Source organism: Hydrogenovibrio marinus (assembly GCF_013340845.1).
GTDB lineage: Bacteria > Pseudomonadota > Gammaproteobacteria > Thiomicrospirales > Thiomicrospiraceae > Hydrogenovibrio > Hydrogenovibrio marinus.
In genome coordinates, this window is the sequence record NZ_AP020335.1 from 1,618,707 (window position 1) to 1,644,035 (window position 25,329).

18 protein-coding genes are annotated in these 25,329 nt (G+C 46.9%); 3 read left to right on the forward strand and 15 right to left on the reverse strand.

What is annotated here, in order from left to right:
• Window position 1: 1 nt before the first annotated feature.
• Window positions 2-544 carry a hypothetical protein gene (locus tag HVMH_RS07775; RefSeq protein ID WP_029909628.1) on the forward strand — a complete coding sequence of 181 codons (543 nt, stop codon included), beginning with the start codon at window positions 2-4 and terminating at the stop codon, window positions 542-544.
• A 127-nt stretch (window positions 545-671) separates the two neighbouring features.
• Window positions 672-1,883: a multidrug effflux MFS transporter gene (locus tag HVMH_RS07780; RefSeq protein ID WP_029909631.1), complete on the forward strand. Its 1,212-nt coding sequence runs from the start codon at window positions 672-674 to the stop codon at window positions 1,881-1,883.
• On the opposite strand, the gene HVMH_RS07785 is transcribed toward HVMH_RS07780, so the two are convergent.
• From HVMH_RS07785 to HVMH_RS07855, 15 genes are all read right to left on the reverse strand, one after another.
• On the reverse strand, window positions 1,880-2,524 hold the full coding sequence (locus tag HVMH_RS07785; RefSeq protein ID WP_162174178.1) for an NTP transferase domain-containing protein: 645 nt from the start codon (window positions 2,522-2,524) through the stop codon (window positions 1,880-1,882). The genes HVMH_RS07780 and HVMH_RS07785 overlap by 4 nt on opposite strands.
• Window positions 2,514-3,746, reverse strand: a complete 1,233-nt coding sequence (locus tag HVMH_RS07790) for a molybdopterin molybdotransferase MoeA (protein WP_051623001.1) — start codon at window positions 3,744-3,746, stop codon at window positions 2,514-2,516. Before HVMH_RS07790 ends, HVMH_RS07785 begins: the two co-directional genes overlap by 11 nt.
• A gap of 83 nt (window positions 3,747-3,829) precedes the next feature.
• Window positions 3,830-4,819, reverse strand: a complete 990-nt coding sequence (locus tag HVMH_RS07795; RefSeq protein ID WP_029909640.1) for a glycosyl transferase family protein — start codon at window positions 4,817-4,819, stop codon at window positions 3,830-3,832.
• Window positions 4,820-4,821: 2 nt separating this feature from the next.
• The gene (gene cysG / locus HVMH_RS07800) at window positions 4,822-6,276 is read right to left on the reverse strand and encodes a siroheme synthase CysG (protein ID WP_081822700.1); all 1,455 of its coding nucleotides are present in this window, start codon (window positions 6,274-6,276) and stop codon (window positions 4,822-4,824) included.
• A 20-nt stretch (window positions 6,277-6,296) separates the two neighbouring features.
• Window positions 6,297-9,107, reverse strand: a complete 2,811-nt coding sequence (locus tag HVMH_RS07805) for a nitrate reductase (RefSeq protein ID WP_029909647.1) — start codon at window positions 9,105-9,107, stop codon at window positions 6,297-6,299.
• A 277-nt stretch (window positions 9,108-9,384) separates the two neighbouring features.
• Window positions 9,385-9,708 (reverse strand): nitrite reductase small subunit NirD, encoded by a 324-nt coding sequence (nirD, locus tag HVMH_RS07810; RefSeq protein ID WP_029909650.1) that lies wholly within the window; start codon window positions 9,706-9,708, stop codon window positions 9,385-9,387.
• 89 nt (window positions 9,709-9,797) lie between these two features.
• Window positions 9,798-12,362: a nitrite reductase large subunit NirB gene (gene nirB / locus HVMH_RS07815; RefSeq protein WP_029909652.1), complete on the reverse strand. Its 2,565-nt coding sequence runs from the start codon at window positions 12,360-12,362 to the stop codon at window positions 9,798-9,800.
• An 11-nt stretch (window positions 12,363-12,373) separates the two neighbouring features.
• Window positions 12,374-13,642, reverse strand: coding sequence for an NAD(P)/FAD-dependent oxidoreductase (locus HVMH_RS07820; RefSeq protein ID WP_029909655.1), 1,269 nt, complete (start codon window positions 13,640-13,642; stop codon window positions 12,374-12,376).
• A gap of 33 nt (window positions 13,643-13,675) precedes the next feature.
• Entirely contained in the window at window positions 13,676-14,470 is a 795-nt protein-coding gene (locus HVMH_RS07825) for an ABC transporter ATP-binding protein (RefSeq protein ID WP_029909657.1), read from the reverse strand.
• 28 nt (window positions 14,471-14,498) lie between these two features.
• Window positions 14,499-15,497 (reverse strand): ABC transporter permease, encoded by a 999-nt coding sequence (locus HVMH_RS07830; protein WP_029909662.1) that lies wholly within the window; start codon window positions 15,495-15,497, stop codon window positions 14,499-14,501.
• A gap of 177 nt (window positions 15,498-15,674) precedes the next feature.
• Entirely contained in the window at window positions 15,675-17,087 is a 1,413-nt protein-coding gene (locus HVMH_RS07835) for a CmpA/NrtA family ABC transporter substrate-binding protein (protein WP_408610135.1), read from the reverse strand.
• A 374-nt stretch (window positions 17,088-17,461) separates the two neighbouring features.
• Window positions 17,462-19,189, reverse strand: coding sequence for a bifunctional protein-serine/threonine kinase/phosphatase (locus tag HVMH_RS07840; RefSeq protein WP_029909668.1), 1,728 nt, complete (start codon window positions 19,187-19,189; stop codon window positions 17,462-17,464).
• 55 nt (window positions 19,190-19,244) lie between these two features.
• Complete coding sequence (locus HVMH_RS07845) at window positions 19,245-20,057, reverse strand: formate/nitrite transporter family protein (protein ID WP_029909671.1); 813 nt, start codon at window positions 20,055-20,057, stop codon at window positions 19,245-19,247.
• Between the two features lie 312 nt (window positions 20,058-20,369).
• Window positions 20,370-21,530, reverse strand: a complete 1,161-nt coding sequence (locus HVMH_RS07850) for a CmpA/NrtA family ABC transporter substrate-binding protein (protein ID WP_035628844.1) — start codon at window positions 21,528-21,530, stop codon at window positions 20,370-20,372.
• Between the two features lie 16 nt (window positions 21,531-21,546).
• Window positions 21,547-22,134 (reverse strand): ANTAR domain-containing response regulator, encoded by a 588-nt coding sequence (locus tag HVMH_RS07855; protein WP_029909676.1) that lies wholly within the window; start codon window positions 22,132-22,134, stop codon window positions 21,547-21,549.
• A 540-nt stretch (window positions 22,135-22,674) separates the two neighbouring features.
• Here HVMH_RS07855 and HVMH_RS07860 point away from each other — a divergent pair.
• Window positions 22,675-25,305: a methyl-accepting chemotaxis protein gene (locus HVMH_RS07860; protein WP_029909679.1), complete on the forward strand. Its 2,631-nt coding sequence runs from the start codon at window positions 22,675-22,677 to the stop codon at window positions 25,303-25,305.
• Window positions 25,306-25,329: the final 24 nt, after the last annotated feature.

A 25,329-nucleotide genomic window follows, 5' to 3' on the forward strand; every position in this document is an offset into this window, starting at 1 on the left:
TATGAAAATCGAACCTCCCGCTCGCCAGACCTATATTGAAAACCTTTGCTTTATCTTGCCTTTATCTCCGCTGAGAAATACGCCTAAGGTTCAGTTTTTCAGCATCAATAACGTATTGGAAGACCTCTCCGGTATTGACCTCGTCATACACGGCAAGGACGGTCGTAGCCCGTTGATTGACGGTGATGATACTTGGTACTGGTATATGCATACCGACCAAGAAGATAAACTGGTTGTGCATCAAGGCAAACGCGTTGTCGAACTCTACTCGCAACAACACGGGCAAGTGGAAACCTTTGAAGTCACCACCGATGCCATCTATCACAATGGCGAAAAAATCCATGATGGCGCGGCAATTCTGGGCTGGGTTCCTTATGTCTTCCATCGAGTACATTCACCAGAAGGCAGTATTTCCACCAACTATGCCAGACGTTTGAAAGACTTTGATTTAGACACCAACTTCAACATCTATCAACTGGATACGGAAACAGGAAACTATGAAGTCGCTCGCATTGGTTCGCTAGATCAACCAAAAGCATCATAGTAAAGCGCGTCCATACACTTAAAACACCTGACTAGACTAGACGCGACATTCGAGTTGCACTAAACTTACTGCTTCTTTTTCCCCGGCAACTGCCGGGGATGCCTGCCACTAATCCGGGAAAATCCGAATGTCACACCTGTCAGCAAAATACCTGGCGCCACGATTGGGTGCTTTGGTCGCTTTAACACCTTTTTCGGTCGACACCTATTTGCCTGCCATGCCTGCCATTTCCTCACAAATGGAAGCAACACTTAATCAGGTCAGCATTACCGTTCCATTGTTTTTAATTGGCTTTGCGCTAGGTCAACTGATCGGGGGGCCTTTATCGGATAGGTTTGGTAGAAAGCCGATCGCCATCATCGGTTTGAGCATATTTTTTGTCGCCTCGGTTTTAATGACGTTTGCTGAGCACATCGACCAATTTTACTGGATTCGCGCCATGCAAGCTCTAGGCGGCGGCTTTGCCACCGTTGTTGCCTCTGCGATGGTTAGAGATTTATTTTCTGGTAAAGAGAGTGCTCGAGTGTTTTCCATGATTGCATTAGTGATGTTGATTGCCCCTTTAATTGCACCCGGTATCGGTTCGCTCATCTTGCATTTCAGCCACTGGCATAGCATCTTTTTGTTTTTAGCCTTTTACGCTGCGTTGCTATTTTTCCTAGTCAAAATCACCTTACCGGAGACCGTCACGGTTGAACACAAACTGCAAAAACGGCAACAAGCTCTCAGTCAATTGCTGAGCAACTATAAATCGGTTCTCACCCATAAACGCGCTATCGGTTTCTTACTGGCACAAGGCTTTGCCAGCAGCATTTTGTTTATTTACATTTCCGAGTCGCCATTTATTTATATGGAGCTTTTCAAGGTACGTCCGGAAAGTTTTCCATTCTATTTCGGGTTGGTGGTACTGGGCGTTATCTTCTTCAACCGCGTCAATATTGGGTTGCTGAAACACTACGAGCCTAGACAAATTGTGCTCGGCATCATTCTCGCCCAGGCATTTTTCTCTTTTGTACTGATTGGTTATGAATGGCTATTCACTCCAAATGTCTTTGTCGTCTTACTGTTAATGTTCTTCGTCATCGGGTTGTTGGGCGCAATCACCCCAAACATTCTGGCAAGTTACATGGATTTCTTCCCACATATATCCGGTACGGCAAACGCTCTCATTGGCTCAAGCATTTTCGCCTTTGGTGGTGTGATGGGGGTTGTGATGAGTGAAGTGCACGATGGGACTTTGCAGCGAGTTTCCAGCTTTACGCTGTTGATGAGTTTAATCAGCTTGTTCAGTTTATTATTGCTGGCAAAAGTCCGTCAGCCAATCAATATCCCGGATTAAATCAAATCCACTTGGTGGTTTAAGTTCAAAAACCGGCTTTTGCCACCAGCCACATCCGCATAACAACTCTGACGATAATCTGTCTTATCAGAAAACTGTGCCAACCATCCTTTGATGGAACGCTCCCCGCTATTCAGATAGGCCGTTACTTCAGACAACAGCTCACAGGGCAAGGACAGGTTAGCAAAATGGTCGCGTTCATTGGCCTGCCAAACGCCTAAACTTCCAGCTTTGACTGAAGCCATTTGATACAGATAATCGGTAGGCACTTCGGGTGAATCAACCGGATAAGTAATCCAACGCTCAATGTCGGGGTTGTTGTATTGCCCTGCCAACATTACTGACTCCACACCAGACAAAGGCCCACAAAACCCTTCCCGCTTGTCACTAACCACCGGGCAACCCAGCGTTAAATAATCTTCCAGATTTCGGTTAGCACTAATGAAAATATCACGAGTGAACTGCCCGGATCGGCAAAGCTCTCGATACTGCTCAGTCAAAGCTGATAAAACCTGCCGTACAAACGGTTTTTGCTGATAAAGACACCAACCTTTATCTACACCGCCCATGCGCCTGCCTTCGCCACCGGAAAGCAGGATAATCCCTATCCTTGGTAACTTACTTAGCAACCTACTTTGCACAATCATATTCCCAATACTCAACCAAAGCGTCTTGATGATAATCTACATTCGGTAACAATCGAATAAACCCACTCGCCCCCGACAAAACGCTCAATTGGCTGGCAGATACATTTGGCATCGGCAATACGCCCTGCTCCGTTTTCAGGACTTGAATCCATCTTGCCTTATCCGAATTAGCCGGCATCTCGGAAAGTAATATTTGATTGACAGATTTTCGCTGCCAGGATGTTTGGCCAGACAGTTTTAGCAATGCCTCAAATGCAAATAGCTGAAAGCTCATAAACGCCGCCAACGGGTTTCCTGGTAACGCCAGAATCCAAGCTGCCTTTTCCTGACGAGCCATCGCAAAAGGCTTCGCTGGTTTCATCGACAGTTTCCAAAACCAAGATTCGTCATAGGATGCCATCACCGTTTTGATAAAGTCCTTCTGTCCTGCCGATGCGCCGCCCAATGTCAACACCACGTCTACTTGTTGCGACCAATCGTTTAAAGATTTGGAAACACTTTCAACATCATCAGGCAGCCGCTCACAAGCCACCACTTCAACAGGCAAGGACGCACACAGAGCTGCAATCTGATAACTGTTGGCATCATAGGTTTTGCCAAGACTGTAAGCTTCACCCGGCACCAACAGCTCATCTCCCGATGCCAAAATAGCCACTCTGACTTTGCGAACCACTTTCACTTGATGAATCCCGACGGATGCAATCAAGCCAATATCTCTGGTAGAGAGTTTATGGCCTTTTGCCAACAACACTTGTCCGAGCTTCACATCCGACCCTACCGGTTTAACGTGCCGCCCCAACGCCAAATGCGCAGGCTTCAGCAACTTTTCAGCGCTCTCAGTGTCAGCGTTAGAGTCAGACTGAACCATTGCTTCTTCAAACGGCACCACGGTATCTAAGCCTTCAGGCAACAGAGCCCCAGTCATGATTCTCACCGCAGCATTAGCAGGAATTTGCTTAGGAGATTCCCCTGCATAAAGACAACCGACTACTGGCAGAAAATCATTATTGGCTTGGCTGGAGAATGCATAACCGTCCATCGCACTTTGCGGCCAACTCGGTAAACTCAAAGGAGATGCCACGTCTTCAGCCAATACACGCCCGACTAAATCCTGCAAAGGCAATACTTCAGTTTCCTGTAACGCCAAAAACTGCGCGTGAACAAATGCCTTCACTTCCTCGTACTGACTCAAGTTGTTTGGATTTTTCTGCAACATACAAACACCTACATTAAATACCGCTAAATACTTCTGATATTGTTGAAAATCTGCCAGGTTGGGGGAAACACCACCAACACAACTTAATCATTTCGCTTTTGCCAAAACTGCTTGGCTTGCAAAACCGACTCATCAATTGATAAATCTTTCGTCAACATCAGTGCCGAAGCCACGCTGGCAATCACTGCCCCTTCGCCATAAACATCTTCAACTTCCCCGCGCCATAAACGCATCACATCATCCGGTTCCCAGGTTTTCGGGCGTGTTTGACGTTCAATAATGCCTTTAAAAGCAATCGACTCGGGTACTTCACCCGGAGAGGTAAGCCGAGACACAAACAAATTCGTCAAGGCATCAGGGCGAATTTCCGCCTCGCCGCCTTCACCTTTGAAAACCAAATTTTTCGGTGTTGCCAGCGCTTGCGCAGCAGCATGATGCAAGTTCTCTACACCCTTATGGAAAATACCTTGGATTGCGCAAGGCGCGTTCAGCGGATTCAGCAACTTCACCGCCGTGTTAAATACGGTGCGCACGCCCAACTCCGACTTCAAATGCAAAATCTCGCGCAACTGCGGGGCATAAGCCGATAAGGGTAAATACACCAACTCACCTTGAGCAATATGTTGCTCGGCATCTGCCACACTGGTTGCCTCGTAAGCCCCTAAATCTTCTAAAAACGCCTGTGCATAATGCCGGTTGTTAAACTGACCGTCATCACCGTGCAAACAAACTCGAAAGCCGTTTTGCACCAGCAACTTCACACTCAACAGATAGTAAGGCGGATAACGCCACTTCCCTGCATAAGATGACCAATCCAAATCCACATTTGATGCCGGACCTTCTAACCCTAAGGCACTTCTCAAGCCTTTGACGAACCCTATCAACTCTGATGGTGTTTCGCCGTTGGCGCGCATCAGCAACAGAAACGCGCCCAGTTGTTTATCGGTCACCTCGCCTGCCAATATCATTGCCAATGCGTCCGCTGCTTCCTCTTCAGTCAAAGGACGACGACTTTTCGGGCCTTTGCCTAAAATGCGAAGATAATGACTGAATGGATGATCGCTTAATGTCATCTTTAAACCGCAACCCTATGAAGTGGCGGGCTTTGTTCCGCCTGCTGTACAAAACGCTTGGCGTTCTGGATGCGTTCGCGCACCTTGACGACTTCACCGACCACCAACAATGCCGGTGGTTTAATCGCTTGCTTGGCAATGGTTTCTGTCAACTTACCAAGAGAACTCACCGTCACCTTCTGGTCAGCACGTGTACCACGTTCGATAATCGCTGCTGGCGTGCCTGGATTCATACCATGCGCAATCAAACCTGCTTGGATTTTTGGTGCATTCTTGATTCCCATATAGAAAACCATCGTGTCGCCAGAATGCGCCAATCGACCATAATCTATAGCATTGCCACCTTCTTGCTGATGCCCTGTCACCAACGCTACCGACTGAGAAAATTCACGATGCGTCAAAGGGAAGTCTGCATAAGCTGCACAACCAGCCGCCGCGGTAATGCCGGGTACCACTTGATAAGCAACACCGGCTTTCGCCAAGATTTCAACTTCTTCACCACCGCGTCCGAAAATATAAGGGTCTCCTCCCTTCAAACGTGCCACTTTTTTACCTTGCTTGGCATACTCGACCAACATACGGCAAATATCTTCTTGCGGTACGGCGTGATGTTTTGATTTTTTACCAACATAAACACGCTCGGCTTCGCGACGCGCCATATCAACAATCTCTGGAGAAACCAAGCGGTCATACAGCACCACATCCGCTTGTTGCAACAGTCGTTGTGCCTTGAAAGTCATCAATTCCGGATCACCCGGTCCTGCCCCAATCACATAAACCTCGCCTACTGCTGCCTCTTCAAAGTTGTCTGCCTGTTCAAGTTTTTTCTCCAGCAAAGCCTCTGCCTCACCGTCTAATCCATGCACGGCTTTGTCGATAAACAAACCATCCAACAAGCTTTCCCAAAATGCCTTACGACCATCAATAGAAGATATTGCAGCTTTGACCTTGTCGCGATAACGTCCGACTAAATCTGTCAATCGACCAAATCCGTGAGGAATCATTGTTTCCAGTTTGGCTTTCATGACTCTCGCCAACACTGGTGAGCGACCACCAGTTGAAATCGCAATAGTCATCGGCGCTCTATCGACAATCGCCGGTAGAATGAAATCACAATATTCAGTTTGATCCGCCACATTCACCGGGATACCCGCCGCCTGACAATATTCATAAACAGCGATATTCACCGCTTGATTGTCGGTTGCAGAAATCACCAGTTTCGGCAACTGCTCACCAAACACATCAGCCATCACCTTCGGGCTAAATACGCCCTGATGCCAAGTCACTTTGTTTTGGTTCAAAAAAGACTGCATCTCCGACTTTAGCGCTGGCGCAATCACCATCACCTGTGCACCAGATTGAATGAACAAATCCGCTTTACGCGCAGCTACCACGCCGCCGCCAACAATCAAGCAGGCTTGCTGTTTAATATTCATGAAAATCGGTAAGTAATCCATATCACACCTCCAACAACAGGTTAAACCAACTCGGTCACTTCCATTAAAGTTTCTTGTAGAATTTCTTGTAGTTCAGGCACACAACTGCCACAGTTGGTTCCCGCTTTTAATGCCTGACCGATGGCTTCCACCGACGTCAGATGATCGTTTTGTATGGCTTCGACAATCGTATTGAAGCCGACACTGAAACAAGAACAGATAATCTTGCCGGCATCCTTCGCACCACTGGCTTTACCAGCCAATAAACTTCTTCTTTCCATTGATGCCAGTTCATCCTGTTCGAACAACATGCCCAACCAATCACGACTAAGTAGCGGCCAAGGCTTACCTGATGGTGATGTTCCCTCGCTCACCGGCGCAATAAACATGACCGCTTGCAATCGGTTATCTGACAAACACGCCAAACGGATTTGCTTGCGGTTCTCATCTTCATATTCCATCCAATCCAATTCATCTATTTGTTTGTCATGGCCAAGTTCAGACTGCATCAACAAGGTTTGAAAAGCCTGCAAATTACTCTGTAAATCAAAGTTGCCCGCCAACTCGTAACGATAGAATCCTTGCCCTTTGATCTTTACCCAATAAAGTTCGTCAGACGATTGCGTTGCATGCATCAATTGCGCGGTAATTTCTGTCATATTCATAGCAACTCGGCTTAATACCACAGCCTGCCAACGAGTGTTGAATGCTTCGACTTTTACCACCGAATGCTTGGATTCAGGTTGACCCGACATTGGGTCAACGTTCGGTGCCACCAAAATATCAACCTTGCCATGACTGGTGTATTGATTGGTCCAATGCATTGGCGCAAACACTTCTTTTGGTCTCTGAGCATCGCTGATTTCTACACGACCGATAAACACGCCAAGCTCATTAGAAGCTCTTACCAATCCGTCCTTTTGCAAGCCAAGCGCGTCTGCATCTTTAGGGTTTAATGACAAATAAGGTTCATCACGGTGAGCCATCAATTTTCCAGTTTTGGCAGTGCGCGTCATGGTGTGCCATTGATCTCGAATACGCCCGGTATTGAAGACAAAAGGCTTATCTTTGGTTGGCAGACTCTTTGGCGGCATTGGCGTAATGGGAATAAAGCGCGCTTTACGATTTGGGGTAAAGAATAAACCGTTCTCAAACATTCTCTGGGTGCCTTGAGGGTTTCCTTGTGCATCTTTGGTCACCACAGGCCATTGGATAGGTTTCAAATCAAGGTAATCTTCTTCGCTCAAACCCACCAAAGCAGACAGATCGAAATCGCGCAAAGATTGTCCTGCACCACTCCCATTTTCAAAAGCGGATAAACGTGCATGCTCGTCAAAGATATCTGCCGGAGAGGCATAATCGAACGCAGAGGCGAAGCCCATACGTTTTGCCACTTCGCAAATCAACCACCAATCGGCTCTTGCTAAGTCTGGACCTTGCATGAATTGACGTTGAATAGAGATGGTACGGTCTGAGTTGGTGACGGAACCCGACGTTTCCCCCCAAGTCAGTGCCGGTAGCAAAATATCAGCAACCTCAGTGGTATCGGTGCTTTGCATACAGTCCGAAACCACTACAGTTTCGCAAGCCTGTAGTGCGGCCTTAACCGCATCGGCATTCGGCATGGAAACGGCTGGATTGGTGTTCATAATCCAAATCGCTTTAATCTTGCCGTCCGCCACGGCTTGGAACATATCCACCGCTTTGAGGCCTTCTCGCTTCGCCATGTTCGACGCCTGCCAAAACCGAGCAACACGGTCGACGTTTGCAGCCTGAGTGAAATCCATATGCGCTGCCATCTGGTTTGCCAGGCCACCGACTTCACGCCCACCCATCGCATTCGGTTGCCCGGTAATGGAAAAAGGCCCTGCCCCTTCATAACCGATTTTGCCGCCCGCCAAATGACAGTTGATGATGGCATTGGATTTATCCACGCCACTGCTGGATTGATTCACGCCTTGAGAATAGAGCGTCACCACCTTGCGACTCTCTGCAAACCAAGCAAACCATTGCGCCAAATCCTGTTCACTGACATCGCACTGCTCCGCAACCTCAGCGATTCCATTTTGTCCGCTGGCTGCCGCCAACGCATCCTCAAAACCTTCGGTGAAGAGCTTGATATAGTCGGTATCCACTGCGTCGTTGGTCACAAGATAATTCAACAGACCGTTGAACAAAGCGGCATCCATCCCCGGACGAAGTGCCAAGTGAATATCGGCAATTTCACAAGTCGCGGTGCGACGTGGGTCAACCACCACCACTTTCATATTTGGGTTGTTTTTTTTCGCCGCAGCAATGCGTTGATAGACAACCGGATGTGCCCAAGCGGCATTGGAGCCGACCAGCGTAATCACATCCGCCTGCTCCAAATCTACATAACTACATGGCACGGTATCCGAACCAAACGCGCGCTTATAGCCCACTACGGCAGACGCCATGCACAAGCGGGAGTTGGTGTCGATGTTTGAGGTACCGATAAAGCCTTTAATTAATTTATTGGCAACGTAGTAATCCTCGGTCAGCAACTGCCCTGAAACATAAAATGCCACGCTGTCAGGACCATGCTCGGCAATCGTCTTTTGGAATCGTGAGGCCACTTCCGTCAAAGCGGTTTCCCAATCCACTACTTCGCCATTGATTTGCGGCGCCAGCATTCTGCCTTCAAAATCCAGCGTTTCACCCGTCGCCGAACCTTTGACACACAAACGCCCAAAGTTAGCTGGGTGTAACTTGTCGCCAACGACTTTCACCTTGCCCAGTGTCGATGTCGGCGTGACATCAATGCCGCAACCAACGCCGCAATAAGGGCAAGTAGTTTTGATGGTGTTTGGCTTTTGTTCCGCGGATTGCATTGTTTAAATTTTCCTTTTGCATCCGTTCAGCGCCTCTTTCAATATTTTCAGAAGCCCTAAAACGCAAAAAGGCCCACCTGGCCTTTCGACCAAGTGAGCCTCATAACTCAACTATTAACTATGTTTAATGATTAGCTGGATGTATTCCAGTTACAGACAAACACTTTATTTTCAATAATTTAGCGTATTTTTCATGCTAAATAGCGTTGCCTTTTTAAGTCGCAAAAATCCCCAAAATACAACTTTTGCACCAACTCAGCGCTCATTTTGATAACAATCAACTGACGGCAACCTCTACCGTTTCGCCAACTACTCGCACCGGATAGACTGAAATAGCAATCCCTTCTTTGTCCAGACATTGACCGCTTATCAAGCTGTAATGTTCTTTGTGCAAGGGAGATGCCACTGTCAACTCGCCTTGACGGTCACCAGTCATACCGCGAGACATGACATTGGCTTGCCCCAAAGGATCATAGTTATCCGTGGCATAAACCTGCCCGTCGATATAGAACAATGCGACTTGCTTATTGTTCACCAATGCCGCAACACCGGCATCCTTCACCAAGTCGTTTACCGAACATACTTGTAAAAACTCGCTCATTTCTTATTCCTATACTTTGCTGTTCCCCCCCCCAACCTGGTAGCTTTTGAAGCTTTCTCACCAAAATCTGCCAGGTTGGGTAGTGGGCCTTAAACCAGTTCTTGGACTTGGACGGCGATACCTTCCAACTTGTCCGATTCGTTTGCTGGGCGGATTTGACCGCGCTCAAGGACAAACAACTGCTCCGCTTTTTCTTCACTGTTGGCGAAAGAACGGAATCGCTTGCGATATTCATCCGACTCAATGGCACGTTTCCAGTCACACTCATAGGTGTCTCTGATGCCTGCCATTTGCGCTTCCATGGCATCGCCAATGCCCAATGAATCTTCGATCACCACTTTACGCAGATAGTCCAAGCCGCCTTCCAGATTTTCCATCCAGACTGAAGTACGTTGCAGTCTGTCCGCGGTTTTGACGTAGAACATCAACAAACGGTCGACATACTTAAAGACTTCTTCTTTGCTCAGATCCGTTGCGAACAAATCAGCATGACGAGGTTTCATGCCGCCATTTCCACACACATACAGGTTCCAACCATTTTCAGTAGCGATAACACCAACATCCTTCGCCTGAGCTTCGGCACACTCACGCGTACAACCTGAAACGCCCATCTTAATTTTGTGCGGTGAACGTAACCCTTTGTAACGATTTTCCATATCAATCGCCATGGTGACGGAGTCATCTACCCCAAAACGACACCAAGTCGAACCGACGCAAGACTTCACGGTACGCAAAGCTTTGGCGTACGCTTGACCAGACTCGAAACCAGCATCTATCAAGGTTTTCCAGATATCCGGCAAATCATTCATCTGCGCTCCGAACAACACAATGCGCTGACCGCCGTTGACCTTGGTGTAAAGCTTGTATTTCTTAGCGACTTCACCCAACACAATCAATTTGTCTGGCGTGATTTCCCCGCCCGGTACACGTGGAATCACCGAGTAAGTGCCATCTTTCTGCATATTCCCCAGATAGTTGTCATTGGTGTCTTGCAACGGAATCTTGTCGGACTCCAGCGCATAGCTATTCCATAAGGATGCAAAGATACTACCCGCCGCTTGCTTACAAACCGGACAACCATGGCCTTTACCATGCTTTGTCAGCAACGTATCAAAACTGTGGATTTCCTCTACCTGGCACAAGTGATACAACTCTTGTCGGGTATAGGCAAAGTGCTCGCAAATGTCGGTATTCACCTCAACACCGCGTTTGGTCAATTCGGCATTCAAGACATTGGTGACCAACTGGGTACAACCGCCACAGCCTGTACAGGCTTGGGTTGAGGATTTGATATCCGCCAACGTCTGACAACCGGCATCGACGGCTTGAATCACATCACCTTTGCTTACGGCATAGCAAGAACAAAGCTGTGCGGTTTCCGGCAAAGCATCGGGACCAAACAGTTCAGAGGCACTGCCATCACGGTTCGGCAGTATCAATGCATCTGGATGCTCGGGTAACTCCATGTCGTTTAACATCAATTGCAGCAGGTTACCGAAGTCTTCAGCATCCCCCACCAACACTGCACCCAATAGTTTTTTGCCATCCGGTGTGACGACGATTTTCTTGTAGATTTCTTCAGGTCCATTTTCGTAAAGATAAGACAAGGCGTTTTCGTCATTACCATGCGGGTCGCCAATAGAGGCGACATCCACACCCATCAACTTCAATTTGGTGCTCATGTCCGCCCCGGTAAAGGCGTTTTGTTTGAGATTCAATTGATCAACCACCACTTGCGCCATGGCATAGCCCGGTGCGACCAAACCGTAAATCATGCCTTCGTGTAGCGCACATTCACCAATGGCATAAATCAACGGATCAGACGTCTGGCAAAGGTCGTTGATGACAATCCCGCCGCGAGTGCCCATTTCCAAACCACATTGTTTCGCCAATTCATCGCGTGGACGAATCCCTGCCGAGAACAACACAATATCCGTTTCCAAAGATTCACCATCGGCGAACTCCATGCGGTTCAAAGCCTCTTCACCATCCACAATCTGCTGAGTCGCTTTACTGGCATGAACTTTTACCCCTAGGTTCTCGATTTTGCGTTTCAATAACGCCGCGCCACCTTCATCCAACTGTACTGGCATCAAACGAGGTGCGAACTCGACCACATGGGTTTCCAACCCTAAATCTTTAAGCGCTTTGGCCGCTTCCAACCCAAGCAACCCGCCACCAACGACAACACCGGTTTTGCTCTTTGACGCCATGGATTGAATCGCATCCAAATCTTCGATGGTACGGTAGACCAAACAACCGTCGCGGTCATTGCCATCAATCGGCGGAACAAAAGGATAAGACCCAGTTGCCAATACCAAACGGTCATAAGACAAGGTTTGACCTTTTTCAGAAGTCACCGTTTTAGCTTCTCTATCAATGCCAACAATCTTGTCGCCCAAGATAATGTTCACACCATGTTCTTCATAGAAACCGGCAGGCACCAAGCAAAGGTCTTCTGCTGTTTTACCAGAAAAATAGGAAGACAAATAAACACGGTCATACGCCAATCGACTCTCTTCGCCAAACACCGTCACGTCATAGTTTTGATAGGCTTCGCTCTTCACCAGTTTCTCTATGAAACTGTGACCTACCATGCCGTTTCCGACCACAATTACTTTGGTTTTATTTGCATTAATCTCTACAGCGCTCATCTCCACACCCCTTACTCATAACCCTGACCGAAAATCAGGGTATCTCTTAAATTGCTAATATCCACTTGGGCTTTAAGTTTGTCGAATAGCCAGTTGGCATCCGTGACATCACCGAATAACAATGCGCCCACCAGCTTGTTGTTCTGTAATACAAGCTTCCGATAGATTTGCTGTGCCTTATCACGGAAAACGATAATCTCCTTCTCGTTCTCGCTGTTCTTCCCGGCTTGATCGGCACTCCCTTTGAAATCTCCTGCGGAAAACAGGTTAATCCCTGTCACCTTCAACATGGTTGATGTCAACGACCCTTGGTAATCCGCTTGGCAATCCATCAACACTTGCGCCAGCACTTCTGCCTGCTCGTAAAGTGGTGCCACCAACCCATAAGTCTCACCGCGGTGTTCATTACACTCCCCAAGGGCATAAACATTGCCATTGGACGTTTGTAATTGGTCATTCACCAAAATGCCTTTGCTCACATCCAAACCGGCTTTTCTTGCCAGTTCGATGTTTGGTCGAATGCCGACCGCCATCACCACCAAATCCGCCGGGATTTGCGTTCCATCATCAAACTGAACCGCTTCGACTTTGCCATTACCCAAAATCGCTGTCGTATTGGCGCCCATCTTGAAATTCATTGCGGGAATCTCATCATTCCCCATTTCGAGTTTCGTTCTGAGAAGCTCACCGGCTTCTTCATCCATCTGCATATTCATCAACACCTGACTACGATGCACAACCGTGACCTTCATGCCACGCTTGAGCAGCCCGTAGGCGGCTTCCAAGCCCAACAAACCGCCACCGATCACCACGGCATGCTGCTGTGTCTGTGCAACGGAAATCATGGCTTCCACATCACGGATATCACGAAAACTGACCACGCCCGGCAACTCAGCTCCAGGAACCGGCAACATAAATGGTTTTGACCCAGTAGCAACCACCAACTTGTCGTAAAAATAGGTTTCACCACAAAACGTGGTCAGCCTTTTTGCACGAACATCTATCGCCGAAATTTGTTTGCCGATATGGATATGAATACCATGGGCTTCAAACCAAACTTCATCATGCGTCATGATGTCTGATACGGTTTTTTCACCCGCTAATACCGGTGACAGCATAATGCGGTTATAGCCGCCGACAGGTTCTTCATTGAACACTTCAATGTCATAGGCAGGCGTTTTAAAACCCTCTCTAGATGCTTCTTGCTCTAACTTGAGCAAATGCTCCAGAAAACGCGTTCCCGCCATACCTGCGCCGATTAAAATTAACTTCTGCGTCATTTCAACCCCCGGTTTCATTCAATTAGGTGAACCTTAGTGTTCGACCTTGCGTTGCTTCTCGTACAAGAAGCGCAACACTTCCGAACGATAATGGTTATATTGTGGGTCATCCGCCAGCGCCAAGCGGTCACGAGGATGTTCCAACTCAACATGTAAAATCTCGCCGATAGTCGCTGCTGGACCATTGGTCATCATCACAATACGATCTGACAACAACACGGCTTCATCAACATCATGGGTAATCATGATGACGGTGTTGTTCAAATCCTTTTGGATCTCCATCAACGAGTCCTGTAGATGTGCACGGGTTAAGGCATCCAAAGCGCCGAACGGTTCGTCCATCAACATGATTTTCGGCTGCATCGCCAAGGCACGCGCAATACCTACACGTTGTTTCATCCCTCCGGAAATCTCATCCGGGCGTTTGTGCATGGCGTGATCCATGTGAACCAGTTTTAGGTTGTGTTCGATCCATTCTTTCTTTTCCGCCGCAGACTTGGTTCTTTTAAAGACCTGATCCACCGCCAACTCAACGTTTTCATACGCCGTTAACCAAGGTAATAACGAATGGTTTTGGAATACCACCGCTCTTTCCGGGCCTGGAGAGTTGACTTCTTTACCATCCAACAGCACGCCACCTTCAGTCGCTTCATACAAACCGGCCACGATATTCAGCACCGTTGATTTACCGCAGCCCGAGTGGCCGATAAGGGAAATAAATTCGCCTTGTTCAATTTTCAGATTCACATCCTGCAAAGCTCTAAACGGCCCTTTCGGTGTGGGAAACTCGATGCCGACATTGGTGAGTTCTAAGTGAACTTCTGACATATTTTTCTCCTTTAAACTCTATGGACGCTTAACGCAACGCAACCGATTTATCCCAAGACACTGCACGTTGAATCATCAACATGCCTCTGTCGAGAATAAATCCAACAATACCGATGACAATCACCGCCACCATGATGCGCCCTAAAGAGTTGGTGCTCCCGTTTTGGAACTCATCCCATACAAACTTGCCAAGCCCTGGGTTCTGCGCCAGCATTTCTGCAGCGATCAATACCATCCAAGCAATCCCTAATGAAATACGTAGTCCTGTGAACATCATTGGAATCGAGCATGGCAACACGATTTTGCGAACGTGCGTCCACCAGCTCAGTTGCAACACCTGACTGACGTTTTTCAAATCTTGCGTTACAGTCGCCACACCAGCAGCGGTGTTGATAATGGTTGGCCATAGACAACACAACAACACGGTGAACATCGAGTTTAAGAAAGCCTTATCGAACATCGGATCATCAGAGGTATAAACTGCGGAAACGACCATGGTCACCAAAGGCAGCCAAGCTAAAGGTGAAACGGGTTTAAATATCTGTATTAAAGGGTTCATTGCAGAGTAAGCGTTTGAACTTAACCCAATCACAATACCAATCGGAATCGCAATCAACGATGCCAAGATGAAACCGCTCATCACCGTAATCAAACTACGACCGATTTGATCAAAAAATGTTGGTGGTCCGACATAATCACGGACACGCACCTTAGCATCTGGATTCTTTTCCAGACGTTTCGCATTACGTTCCTCTTGTCGCTGATAGAACGCTTTTTCTTTTTGGCCTTCCGCTTTTGCCTCGTCTTCCAACGCGACAAATTGCTGATAGGTTTGAACAGGCCCAGGGAACTGTCCTAAAGAAGTGTGAATGTGAGAAGAGGCCCCCTGCCATAGTAGAAGGAAAACTAATATCCCGGCAAGCGGCAACCCGATGCTACGAACCATCGCGTTGATTTGACCTTTTCGGTCCTCTCCGATAATGAGCTTGTAAACAGGCTCAACAAAAGACCATTTAAGTGGATTCATAAGCATTCACCTTTGAATAAAAAGGACATTGACTGATTCTTCGCGTTACGAGAGGTTAGCCGACAGTAGTAGCAATTAATCGGACACCCAATCTATAAGGAAGCGAATGGCGTCTTCGCAACGCTCCCAGTCAATGTCAAAGTTGTTGTTAAAGTTAGTGTTATTAAGTTATTACGATTACGGTTGTTGCTTGTCTTTCAAACCGATTTTCAAGCTATCGATATAGGCATTCGGTTTTTTCGCATCGTATGGGATGTGATCCATAAAGTCGTCACGCACACCTCGGTAACCATCGGTTGTGAAAACCGCTGGTTCAAAGTCAGACTTCTTCATTTCACCGTCAGCAATCAAAGACTCAACCGCTTTCTTGTAGATGTCAGGGCGATAGACTTTTTTCGCCATGTCCTGATACCAGCTATCTGGCTTATAGGTCGGAATTTGACCCCAACGACGCATTTGCGTCATGTACCAGATGGCATCTGAGTAATAAGGATAGGTTGCGTTATAACGGAAGAACACATTGAAATCCGGCTCTGAACGCTTATCCCCTTTTTCATACTCAAAAGTACCGGTCATAGAGTTGGCGATAACCTTGTAATCCGCCCCCACATAGTTAGGTTGAGACAGGATTTTCACCGCCGCAGGACGATTCTTGTTGTTCTGCTCATCCAACCAATAAGCCGCGCGAATCATCGCTTTAACAATACGAATGGTGGTGTTTGGGTATTTCTCATAAAAGTCTTCTCTCAAACCAAAGACTTTTTCCGGATTGTTGGTTTCGATGGAGTTATCAGAAATCACAGGAACCCCAATCCCTTTGAACACGGCCTGTTGGTTCCAAGGTTCACCCACACAGTAACCTTCGATAGTACCGGCTTCCATCGTCGCTGGCATTTGAGGTGGCGGCGTAACCGATAGCAAAACATCCGCCCCGATGGTTCCAGAAGTATCCCCTTTTTGTGGCGCATACAACCCTGGGTTTAAACCACCAGCTGCCAACCAATAGCGCAACTCATAGTTATGCGTCGAGACCGGGAATACCATCCCCATCTTGAAAGGTTTACCCGCATCCTTATAGGACTTCACCACTGGCTTCAATGCGCTGGCGCTGATTGGGTGAACCGGCTTGCCGTCTTTCATTGGCACGTACTTTTTCATCTCTGCCCAGGTTTTGTTGGAAACAGTAATTGCGTTTCCGTTCAAATCCATTGAGATGGGTGTAATGATGTGCGCCTTGGTTCCGTAGCCGATTGTCGCGGCAATTGGCTGACCCGCCAACATGTGCGCACCATCCAACTCGCCGTCAATAACGCGATCCAACAATACTTTCCAGTTGGCTTGCGCTTCCAAGTTGACATAAAGCCCTTCATCTTCAAAGTAGCCTTTTTCATAAGCGATTGCCAAAGGTGCCATATCTGTTAGTTTGATGAATCCGAATTTCAAATCTTCTTTTTCCGGTGCGCCCAACTTATCCGCAGCATAAGAAAGCGGTGAGTAGGCAACCCCGGACAAAGACATTGCCGTTGCCATGGCAAGTGTTGTTCTCTTCAAAAAATTTCTGCGACTTAACATTTTCGATGTCATGTTCATTTTTGTCATTTCCATTTCCTTTATGGTTGTTCCACATATCTTGCCTGATTCGCCTATAAGACTTCGCTGCCTTATGCTCGTCTGTTTTTCATTAATTCAGAGCATTCAAACCATGAAAAAAAAACCAAAAAAAAACGCCCACAAAATCCGCCAATGTTCCATGACGAGATTCTGTGAGCGTCTATACTCTAAATTAATTTTGATTCTTAATTAGAAAGCTTCAAGCCAAACTAAAATATTTACAATATTTACAACAACTTAACAATATTTCAGCGTTCTATTCACTGCCTTTACTCTACCCATATCACAGCAATTGCACCTAAACGTGCACCAAAATAAATCATGTCTATTAGGAGAAATAAGCGATGTTGATGCTACTTAATCAACAAATAGACCGTGGTTAAGAAGAACACTAGCGACACACTTTTCCAGAAAAGAACAGGATTACGTTCCATTAAAGGTGCTCGTGTTTTGTTTAAAAATACCAGGTTGGGGTGTCGCAAATCAAAGATGAATTCCGAGATTTCACGGTATCTTTTCATAGGCTCTGGTTGTAACGCTTTTCGTAAAGCCTCATCTATCCAAACAGGGGTATCACGATCTTCTTCCAACACAGAACGATAGTTCAATTTTCGTTGGTCGGCTCGAGTACGAATCTTGGCAACCTGCGTACCATAAGGCAAACGCCCTGAAAGCAGTTGATAGGCAATAACCGCCAACGAAAATTGATCGGACCTTGTTGACCCGGCTTCACCCACAAAATATTCCGGTGCAGTATATTGAGCGGTACCCAACAAATCCGGCTGATTCAGAGGATTGGCAATTTCCGTTAGACCGGCAACGCGTGTCGAACCAAAGTCGATGATTTTCACCGTACCGCTCTGGTCAATCATGACGTTATTGGGGCGAATATCTTGATGCAACATTTCCAAGCGGTGAAATGCCCGCAACCCCTTGGCGATTTGCTCGATGATTTTGCGCACCATTTCGACATCCGGCTTAGGGTTGTCCAACACCCACTGAGCAAGGGTTTGACCTTCGATGTACTCGGTGGTGATATAGAGGTAATGCCGTTTACGGTTCTGCGCACTGGGCTTTAAGACATTCGCATGATCAATGCGCCTCGCAATCCACTCTTCTAACAAAAAGCGTTGCAAGTAAGCGGCATCTTCACGCAAATCAATGGATGGGACTTTCAACACGACCTGCTGCTGAGTTTCCAGATCTCGCGCCAGGTAAACATGACTACGGCTGCTGTTATGAATATCGCGCAGGATTTCATAGCCGTCAAACTGCATTCTTGCTTCCAACCTTGGCGGAAATGGCAATGTCGTCATTTGCTGGTAGACTTCATTCTCATCATAGTCCGGCAAGCTTTCTACTCGAAGCAGTTGCACCGTGAGATTATCATCACTGCCCTGATGATATGCTTCGTCTACGATGGCTTTTGCGGCTATGTCCAAGTCGGCGGCATACTGCCGAATCAACTCGACCATCTTTGTGTCATCCACAAACTCGTAAATGCCGTCTGTCGCCAGCACAAAAACATCTCCCATATCCAAACGGTGAGTTTGATAATCAATTTCCAACTGGTCCTTCACACCCAATGCTCGACTAAGAAAACTTTCTTCTTTTGATAACCAGGTGCGATGGTCTTCGGTCAATTGTTCAAGACTATTCTGGGAGGCTGCAATGCGATAGATGCGGCTATCACCTGCATGAAAGAGATGGGCGGTCGTTGATTTGAGCACCAGGCTACTGAAAGTACAGACATAACCTTTGTCTTTGTTGTAGCGATATTGGCTACGGCGTGTTTGTGCAAACAGCCAGGAGTTGACCGCCAGCAAGACACTTTGCGCAGAGGTTTTCACACTCCAAGCTTCAGACGTGCTGAAGTAATCTGTTAAAAAACCTTTAACAGCAGTCTCGCTCGCAATCTGACTCACTTGACTGCTGCTGATGCCATCTGCCAAGGCAATGGCAATACCTTTGGAACTTAATAAGGGTTCTTCAGGAATCAAACTTCCATAAAAATCCTGATTAAGTGCCTTCCGACCTTTGTCAGAATATTGTCCGATAGAAACGTTTAGTTGCTTTGTCATACAAAAAGTAAGACCGCCCCTATATGGGAGCGGCCATCCAGTCGCGCTAAAACGCTTAGCCTAGCTTACGCTCAGGGCTTGTTTTAACGTGTGTGTAGTACAAAGGTAGACCAACGAACAAGAAACCACCTACCAAGTTACCTAGTGCAGTTGGCAATTCATTCCATAGCAAGTAGTCAGTTACCGTGAAACCACCGCCCATAATCATTGAGAATGGGAACAAGAACATGTTTACGATTGAGTGCTCAAAGCCCATGAAGAAGAACAGCATGATTGGCATCCACATCGCAATGATCTTACTGGTCGCAGATGTAGAAATCATCGCGGCAACCACTCCCATGGAAACCATCCAGTTACATAGCATGCCGCGCATGAAGATAGTCAACCAACCTTCAAGCCCGTGCTCTTTGTAACCCAAGGTTCTGGCTTCACCGATATGTCCAACTTTTTGTCCAATGACACCTGGGTCAACGGAATAACCAAAAGTCAGAACAAACGACATGATAAATGCCACCGTCAACGCGCCCCCTAAGTTACCAAGGAAAACCAATCCCCAGTTGCGCAACAGTTGCGTCATATCTGCCCCCGGACGTTTGTCGATAACCGCAAGCGGCACTAACATAAACACCCCGGTCAACAGGTCGAACTTCATCAGATAAAGCATGATGAACCCTACCGGGAATAGCAGCGCACCGATTAATGGTGAGCCTGTTTTAGTGGCAACCGTAATGGCGAACATCGCCGCCAATGCCAAAATTGCACCCGCCATAAACGCACGGATCAATGTATCTTTTGTGGACATGAAAATCTTTGACTCACCGGAATCAACCATTTTTGTCACAAATTCACTCGGTTCTAAGTAAGACATAGAGAACTCCTCAATAAAACTATGTAATCATGAAATACACCTCAGTCTGCTGGTGTTGACGTCCTTGCTTTCCCCAAACATGACTAGAGAACCAGTTCGAGTGATGGATGTTGTACAAAATCCAAAAAAAAACGCCCACAGAGTCGCCACGGAAAACCCGAGGCATTCTGTGAGCGTCTACACTCTAAACTAATTTCAAAGTATTAAGAAACTATTAAGCCAATGGAAATTTAGCTATACATTTCATCTACTTAGTAGTCTTAACCACCCCCAACCTAGCAGATTTTTTGCGCCTTTGTCGGGCAAAGACTTTCAGTTCTGCACCAAAATAAATCGGTCTTCGCCAATCTCAACGCCGTCCAACAACCACGGCTCGGCATGTACCCCTTCTTCCTTGCGATTCACCGAAGGCAGCGCCACGCCTAGCTTGGAGACTACCGAACGATAGACATCCGTGAGATAAACTTCTTCCGCCATGCCTTGGATATCGACCTCTTCAGGAATCTGATGCCAACGTTTCATCTGGGTCAGTATCCACTCGGCGTGCGACTGCCAAGGAAAGTTGGCAAGGTGTTTAAAGGGCGAAAAGAAATCCGGAATATTGCGGCAAGTAGAACAACTCGGGTTGCACACTTCACCATAAAACGCACTTTTGATCGACTCTCTCGGTGCGCCAACATATTGCGGCGACGACAGATAATCACTCAGCGTTTCGCGATTCTCAACCTGATCCAACCACTCACTGGCACGATACAACGCCAAAATAATTTTTTCATGGGTGTCGGCATTTTGCTCTGCCCAGTCTTTACGAACCCCTAGCACTTTGTCCGGTGCGTTGTTCCAAATCTCATAACCGGTAATCAAGGTCACACCCACTTTACGCTTCACGGCATGGGTATTCCAAGGCTCGCCAACACAATAGGCGTCTATCAGATTCTCTTCCAACGCTTGCACCATGCTTGGCGGCGGCACAACAGTAAGGTGAACATCCTTATCGGCATCAATGCCACCTTCCGCAAGCCAATAACGCAATAGGTATTGATGCATGGAAAACGGGAACACTACCGCAAAACGCAGTTTAGGCAGTCCTTTCTTCGCTCTGGCATCGATCACCTTTTTCAGCACACAAACACTCTTCTCCGGTTTTAACACCAACTGGGATTCATATTCACTCATTTCATCATAGAGCGCGTTGGAAACGCTGATGGCATTACCATTCACCGCAAAAGAATAGGCCGTCACCAACGGGCGCTTAATACCGCCCAACCCAAGTGTGGAAGACATGAGCATGGGTGCCAACATGTGTGCAGCCTCATACTCACCAAACACCAGCTTGTCACGGATGTTCGACCAAGACACTTCCCGGTGTAATTCGACGTTCAACCCTTGTTCTTCAAAAAAACCTTGTTCCTTGGCAACAATCAATGAGGCGCAATCATTCAGTGGTATAAATCCGATTTTTATCTTATCCATTCTTCTTCCTCATTCCCTATTCCAGCACACTGATAATCGTTTCAGCCACTTCATATAATTTCTGATTACTGTCCATCGAGCGTTTGCGTATCGCTTCATAAGCCTCTTGTTCGGTCACACCTTTTTGTTGCATCAACAGGCGTTTCGCCTTGTCGATCAACTTGTTCTGCTCTAACTCAGACTTAGTCTGTTTCAACTCGTCCTTCAACGCCTGATATTCTCTGAAGCGCGCAATCGCCACACTCATGATCGGCTTCACACGCTCCATATCCACACCTTTGACGATGTAACCACTTACCCCGGATTTAATCGCTTCTAGAATGACGGTTTCATTGTCTTCATCGGCGAACATCACCACTGGCAACGGGTTGTGCTCGTTGAGTAGATACATGCTTTCGAGAATATCCCGATCTGGGGACTCGGTATCAATCACAATCATATCCGGCATGATCTGCGCGACCTTCGCCAGCAGGTTCGGGCCAGGCTCGACACGAGCAATCACCTCATAGCCATGATCCAGCAACGCCTGCGACAAAATTGCAGAACGCCCTGAGTCGTTATCCACGAGCATCACTTTGATGGTTTCAAACTTAGTCTTAGGCATCTTCTCGTCGTCTGCTTAAATCTTTTTTCACGTTATTCATTTCCAGTCAGGTTTTATCGTGTGCTTTCCACCAATAAAAAAAGCCCACCCATTTCCTCCATCATAAAGAAAACGGCATGAGCATCTCCACTAAATTACATTCAAAGTAGAAACAACCAAACCAACCATGAAATTATGTTTCAAAAACAAACAATTATGTACATTTGTTTACTTTTTAAACACCATAAAAAATGCCTGTTTTCGAGGGCTTAAGTTTCATTTTGGTGCAACCAGCACGCTATTTATAAGATAAGAAACTGCTTATTTTTTACCCCAAAACCTACTAAACGTTTGATTTATATAACGTTACCTATCTATGGTTTGGAAATTTCTTTATATAGCCTATGTTTGAGTAAAGACGCTCACAAAAAGCCCCCCTGTTCCAGCGAAACTTCAATGGTCAGTGTCGATTTTTGTGGGCGTTTTTTATGGTCGTTCATTTGCACACTGATTGTGAAATAAATCATCAAAGAGAGTTGATAGAACAAGGATTCAAGCGTTATGGATAAACACGAACAAGAAAAAGATTTCAAACATCTCGGCACACTTGTTATAAAAATGGACTTTTCCGGTTCCTTTCTGGAAATAAACGATGCATTCGTTGAAGCCAGCGAATTCACCAGAACCGAACTTGCAGGAGAAAACTTCTCCCAATTGCTTCATGAAGACACGCCAGCCAAGCTGACAAAGGATTTATGGCAAACGCTGAAATCCGGGAAACCTTGGGTTCAAATCCTGAAAATCAAATGCAACCACGGCAAGTATCTTTGGGCGGAAGCCAATATGGCGCCGGTACTGGAAAACAATAAAGTCATCGCAGCGCTCGCCGTACTTAAACCCCTAACCAATCAAACTCTGGTTAGCTCAGCAGAAGACGCCGCAACGCTCTATAAAAAGATACGCCACAGTGCTATTCGCAACGGCATTCTGCTGACACCTGCGCAGAACCTATGCCTGTTTCACAAAATCCACCCGATCAATCTGATGGTTTCAAGTATTGCGGTAATTGGCGTTCTAGCAACTCTACAGCAATTTCATATCACAAATCTGCCAGGTTGGGGTATCCCGGCAATCAGTGCCTTTCTTTTCCTCTACGCGCTTGCTGGACGAAAATACGCCTTCCAACGCTTAGGCAAAGCAAAAGTCCTGATCGACAAGATGCGCCAGGCAGACTTTAACGGCCAAGTGGATTTCTACGGTGACCACTCGCTAAGCCGTTTGGTCTCTGCCGTGAAAATGATGCAGGTACAACTGGGCGCAATGGTGGAAGATACCAAAGCGCAAATCAACCGTAGTACTCGGCTCAAGTCTGCATTGGACAGTGCCTCTGCCAACATCATGATGGTCAGCAACAAAGGCCGGATTATGTATTTCAACGACGAGTTGAAGCAGTTTTTCATCAAACACGAAAGCAGCTTGAAACAGGCCTACCCGAAATTCGACATCACCTCACTCATCGGTCAGCCTTTGGCAGAGATTTTCCATACCGATAAGTTCAACAATCTTCAAGAAAACAAACAGGAAATTGATGTAGAAGAACCCTTTGCTGACCTATTGATTAACCTTAAGATCAAACCGGTGTTTGATGCGCAACAGCACGTGATCGGCTCTGTGGTGCAGTGGGATGATCTAACGCAGCAACGCAAGATAGAAGAAAACCTCAAGTTCACGCTTGAGATGGCTTCTATGGGTCATACTGCGTTGAAAATCGACACCAATAATCTATCCGGTTTCTTCTTGGATACCTCCAATAACATCAATGCTTTGCTGAGTGAGCTGAACCAGATTATCGAAAACATGGTATTTGTCATGACCAAGCTCGCCACCGGCGATTTGCAAGGTCGTATCGAAAAGAGTCTACAAGGTTCTTTGGCAGCAATGAAAGGCTCCACCCACGTATCTTTGGACAACTTAAGTGCCATTGTTTACTACATCAAACAGTCCGCGGAAATGGTAAGTACTGCCGCGAGTGAATCCGCAAGTACCGCAATGGATCTTTCAGATAGAACACAAAGAGCCGCGGCAACCCTGGAACAAATCAACACCACCATGCAATCGGTACACAGCCGCCAAACGGAAAACACGCAAGAACTGATGCAAATCAACCAACTTGCCAGCAAGACCGTTGAGAAAAACCTGGCTGCGAAATCCGCGCTGGAAGCAACGGTTATTGCCATTGATGAAATGCAAACCACCTCAGAAAAAATCGCCAACATCATCGGTATGATTGATGGCATCTCCTTCCAGACTAACCTGCTTGCTCTAAACGCCGCAGTAGAAGCTGCCCGTGCCGGAGAGCATGGCCGTGGTTTTGCCGTGGTCGCGGGAGAAGTCAGAAGTCTCGCACAGAAATCTGCTGGCGCGTCGGCAGAGATTCGCAAGTTGATTGAAGAGTCCATCACGAAAGTACACCAAGGGGTCAGCAAGGTTCAAGAAACCAATCAGGCATTCGATGAGGTTAACCAAAGCGTTTCCCACATCGGCAACTCATTATCCGAAGTGGTGTCTTCGATTGAGCAGCAACAGGTTGCCGTTTCTCGCATTGCGGAATCCATTAACTCCTTGGACGACAACTTACAGAGTAATGCTGCACTGGTAGAAGAAACTTCCGCTGCTTCCGAATCTTTGAAAGACCAAGCCGTTCTACTCAGACGTGAAACAGACAAATTCACCATTGATGAAAGCAGAGCGAAATCCTTTATCCAAACTACACCGGATATTTCAGGCATTCGATTATCAGACGTGCGCCAGTCCATGCGTATATGGAAAGCCAATACCCAGGCTTACCTCAATGGGGTTAATGTGCCTATCGACTTGGATCATGTTGGCGACCATCACGCCTGTGGCGTCGGTAAAGCCATCTCGCACCTGCTACAAGCGCACCCAAGCATAGAACATATGTCTGAGTACAAAGCGATGAACGAGTTGCACATACGCCAACACAAGCTGGTACTTGATGTCCTTGAGCTGATGAAAGCCGATAACAATGATGCCGCCATCCTCAAACAAAAAGATGGTCTGTTGGATAACTTTGTTGACGTATCCGATCAGCTTGATGAAGCGTTAAAAGCACTTGATCTTGCCATTGCTCACAATTTGGATGTACCGGCTACTGCTCCACTGCTACAGTAACCGCTCCTCGCCATGCTATCAGTA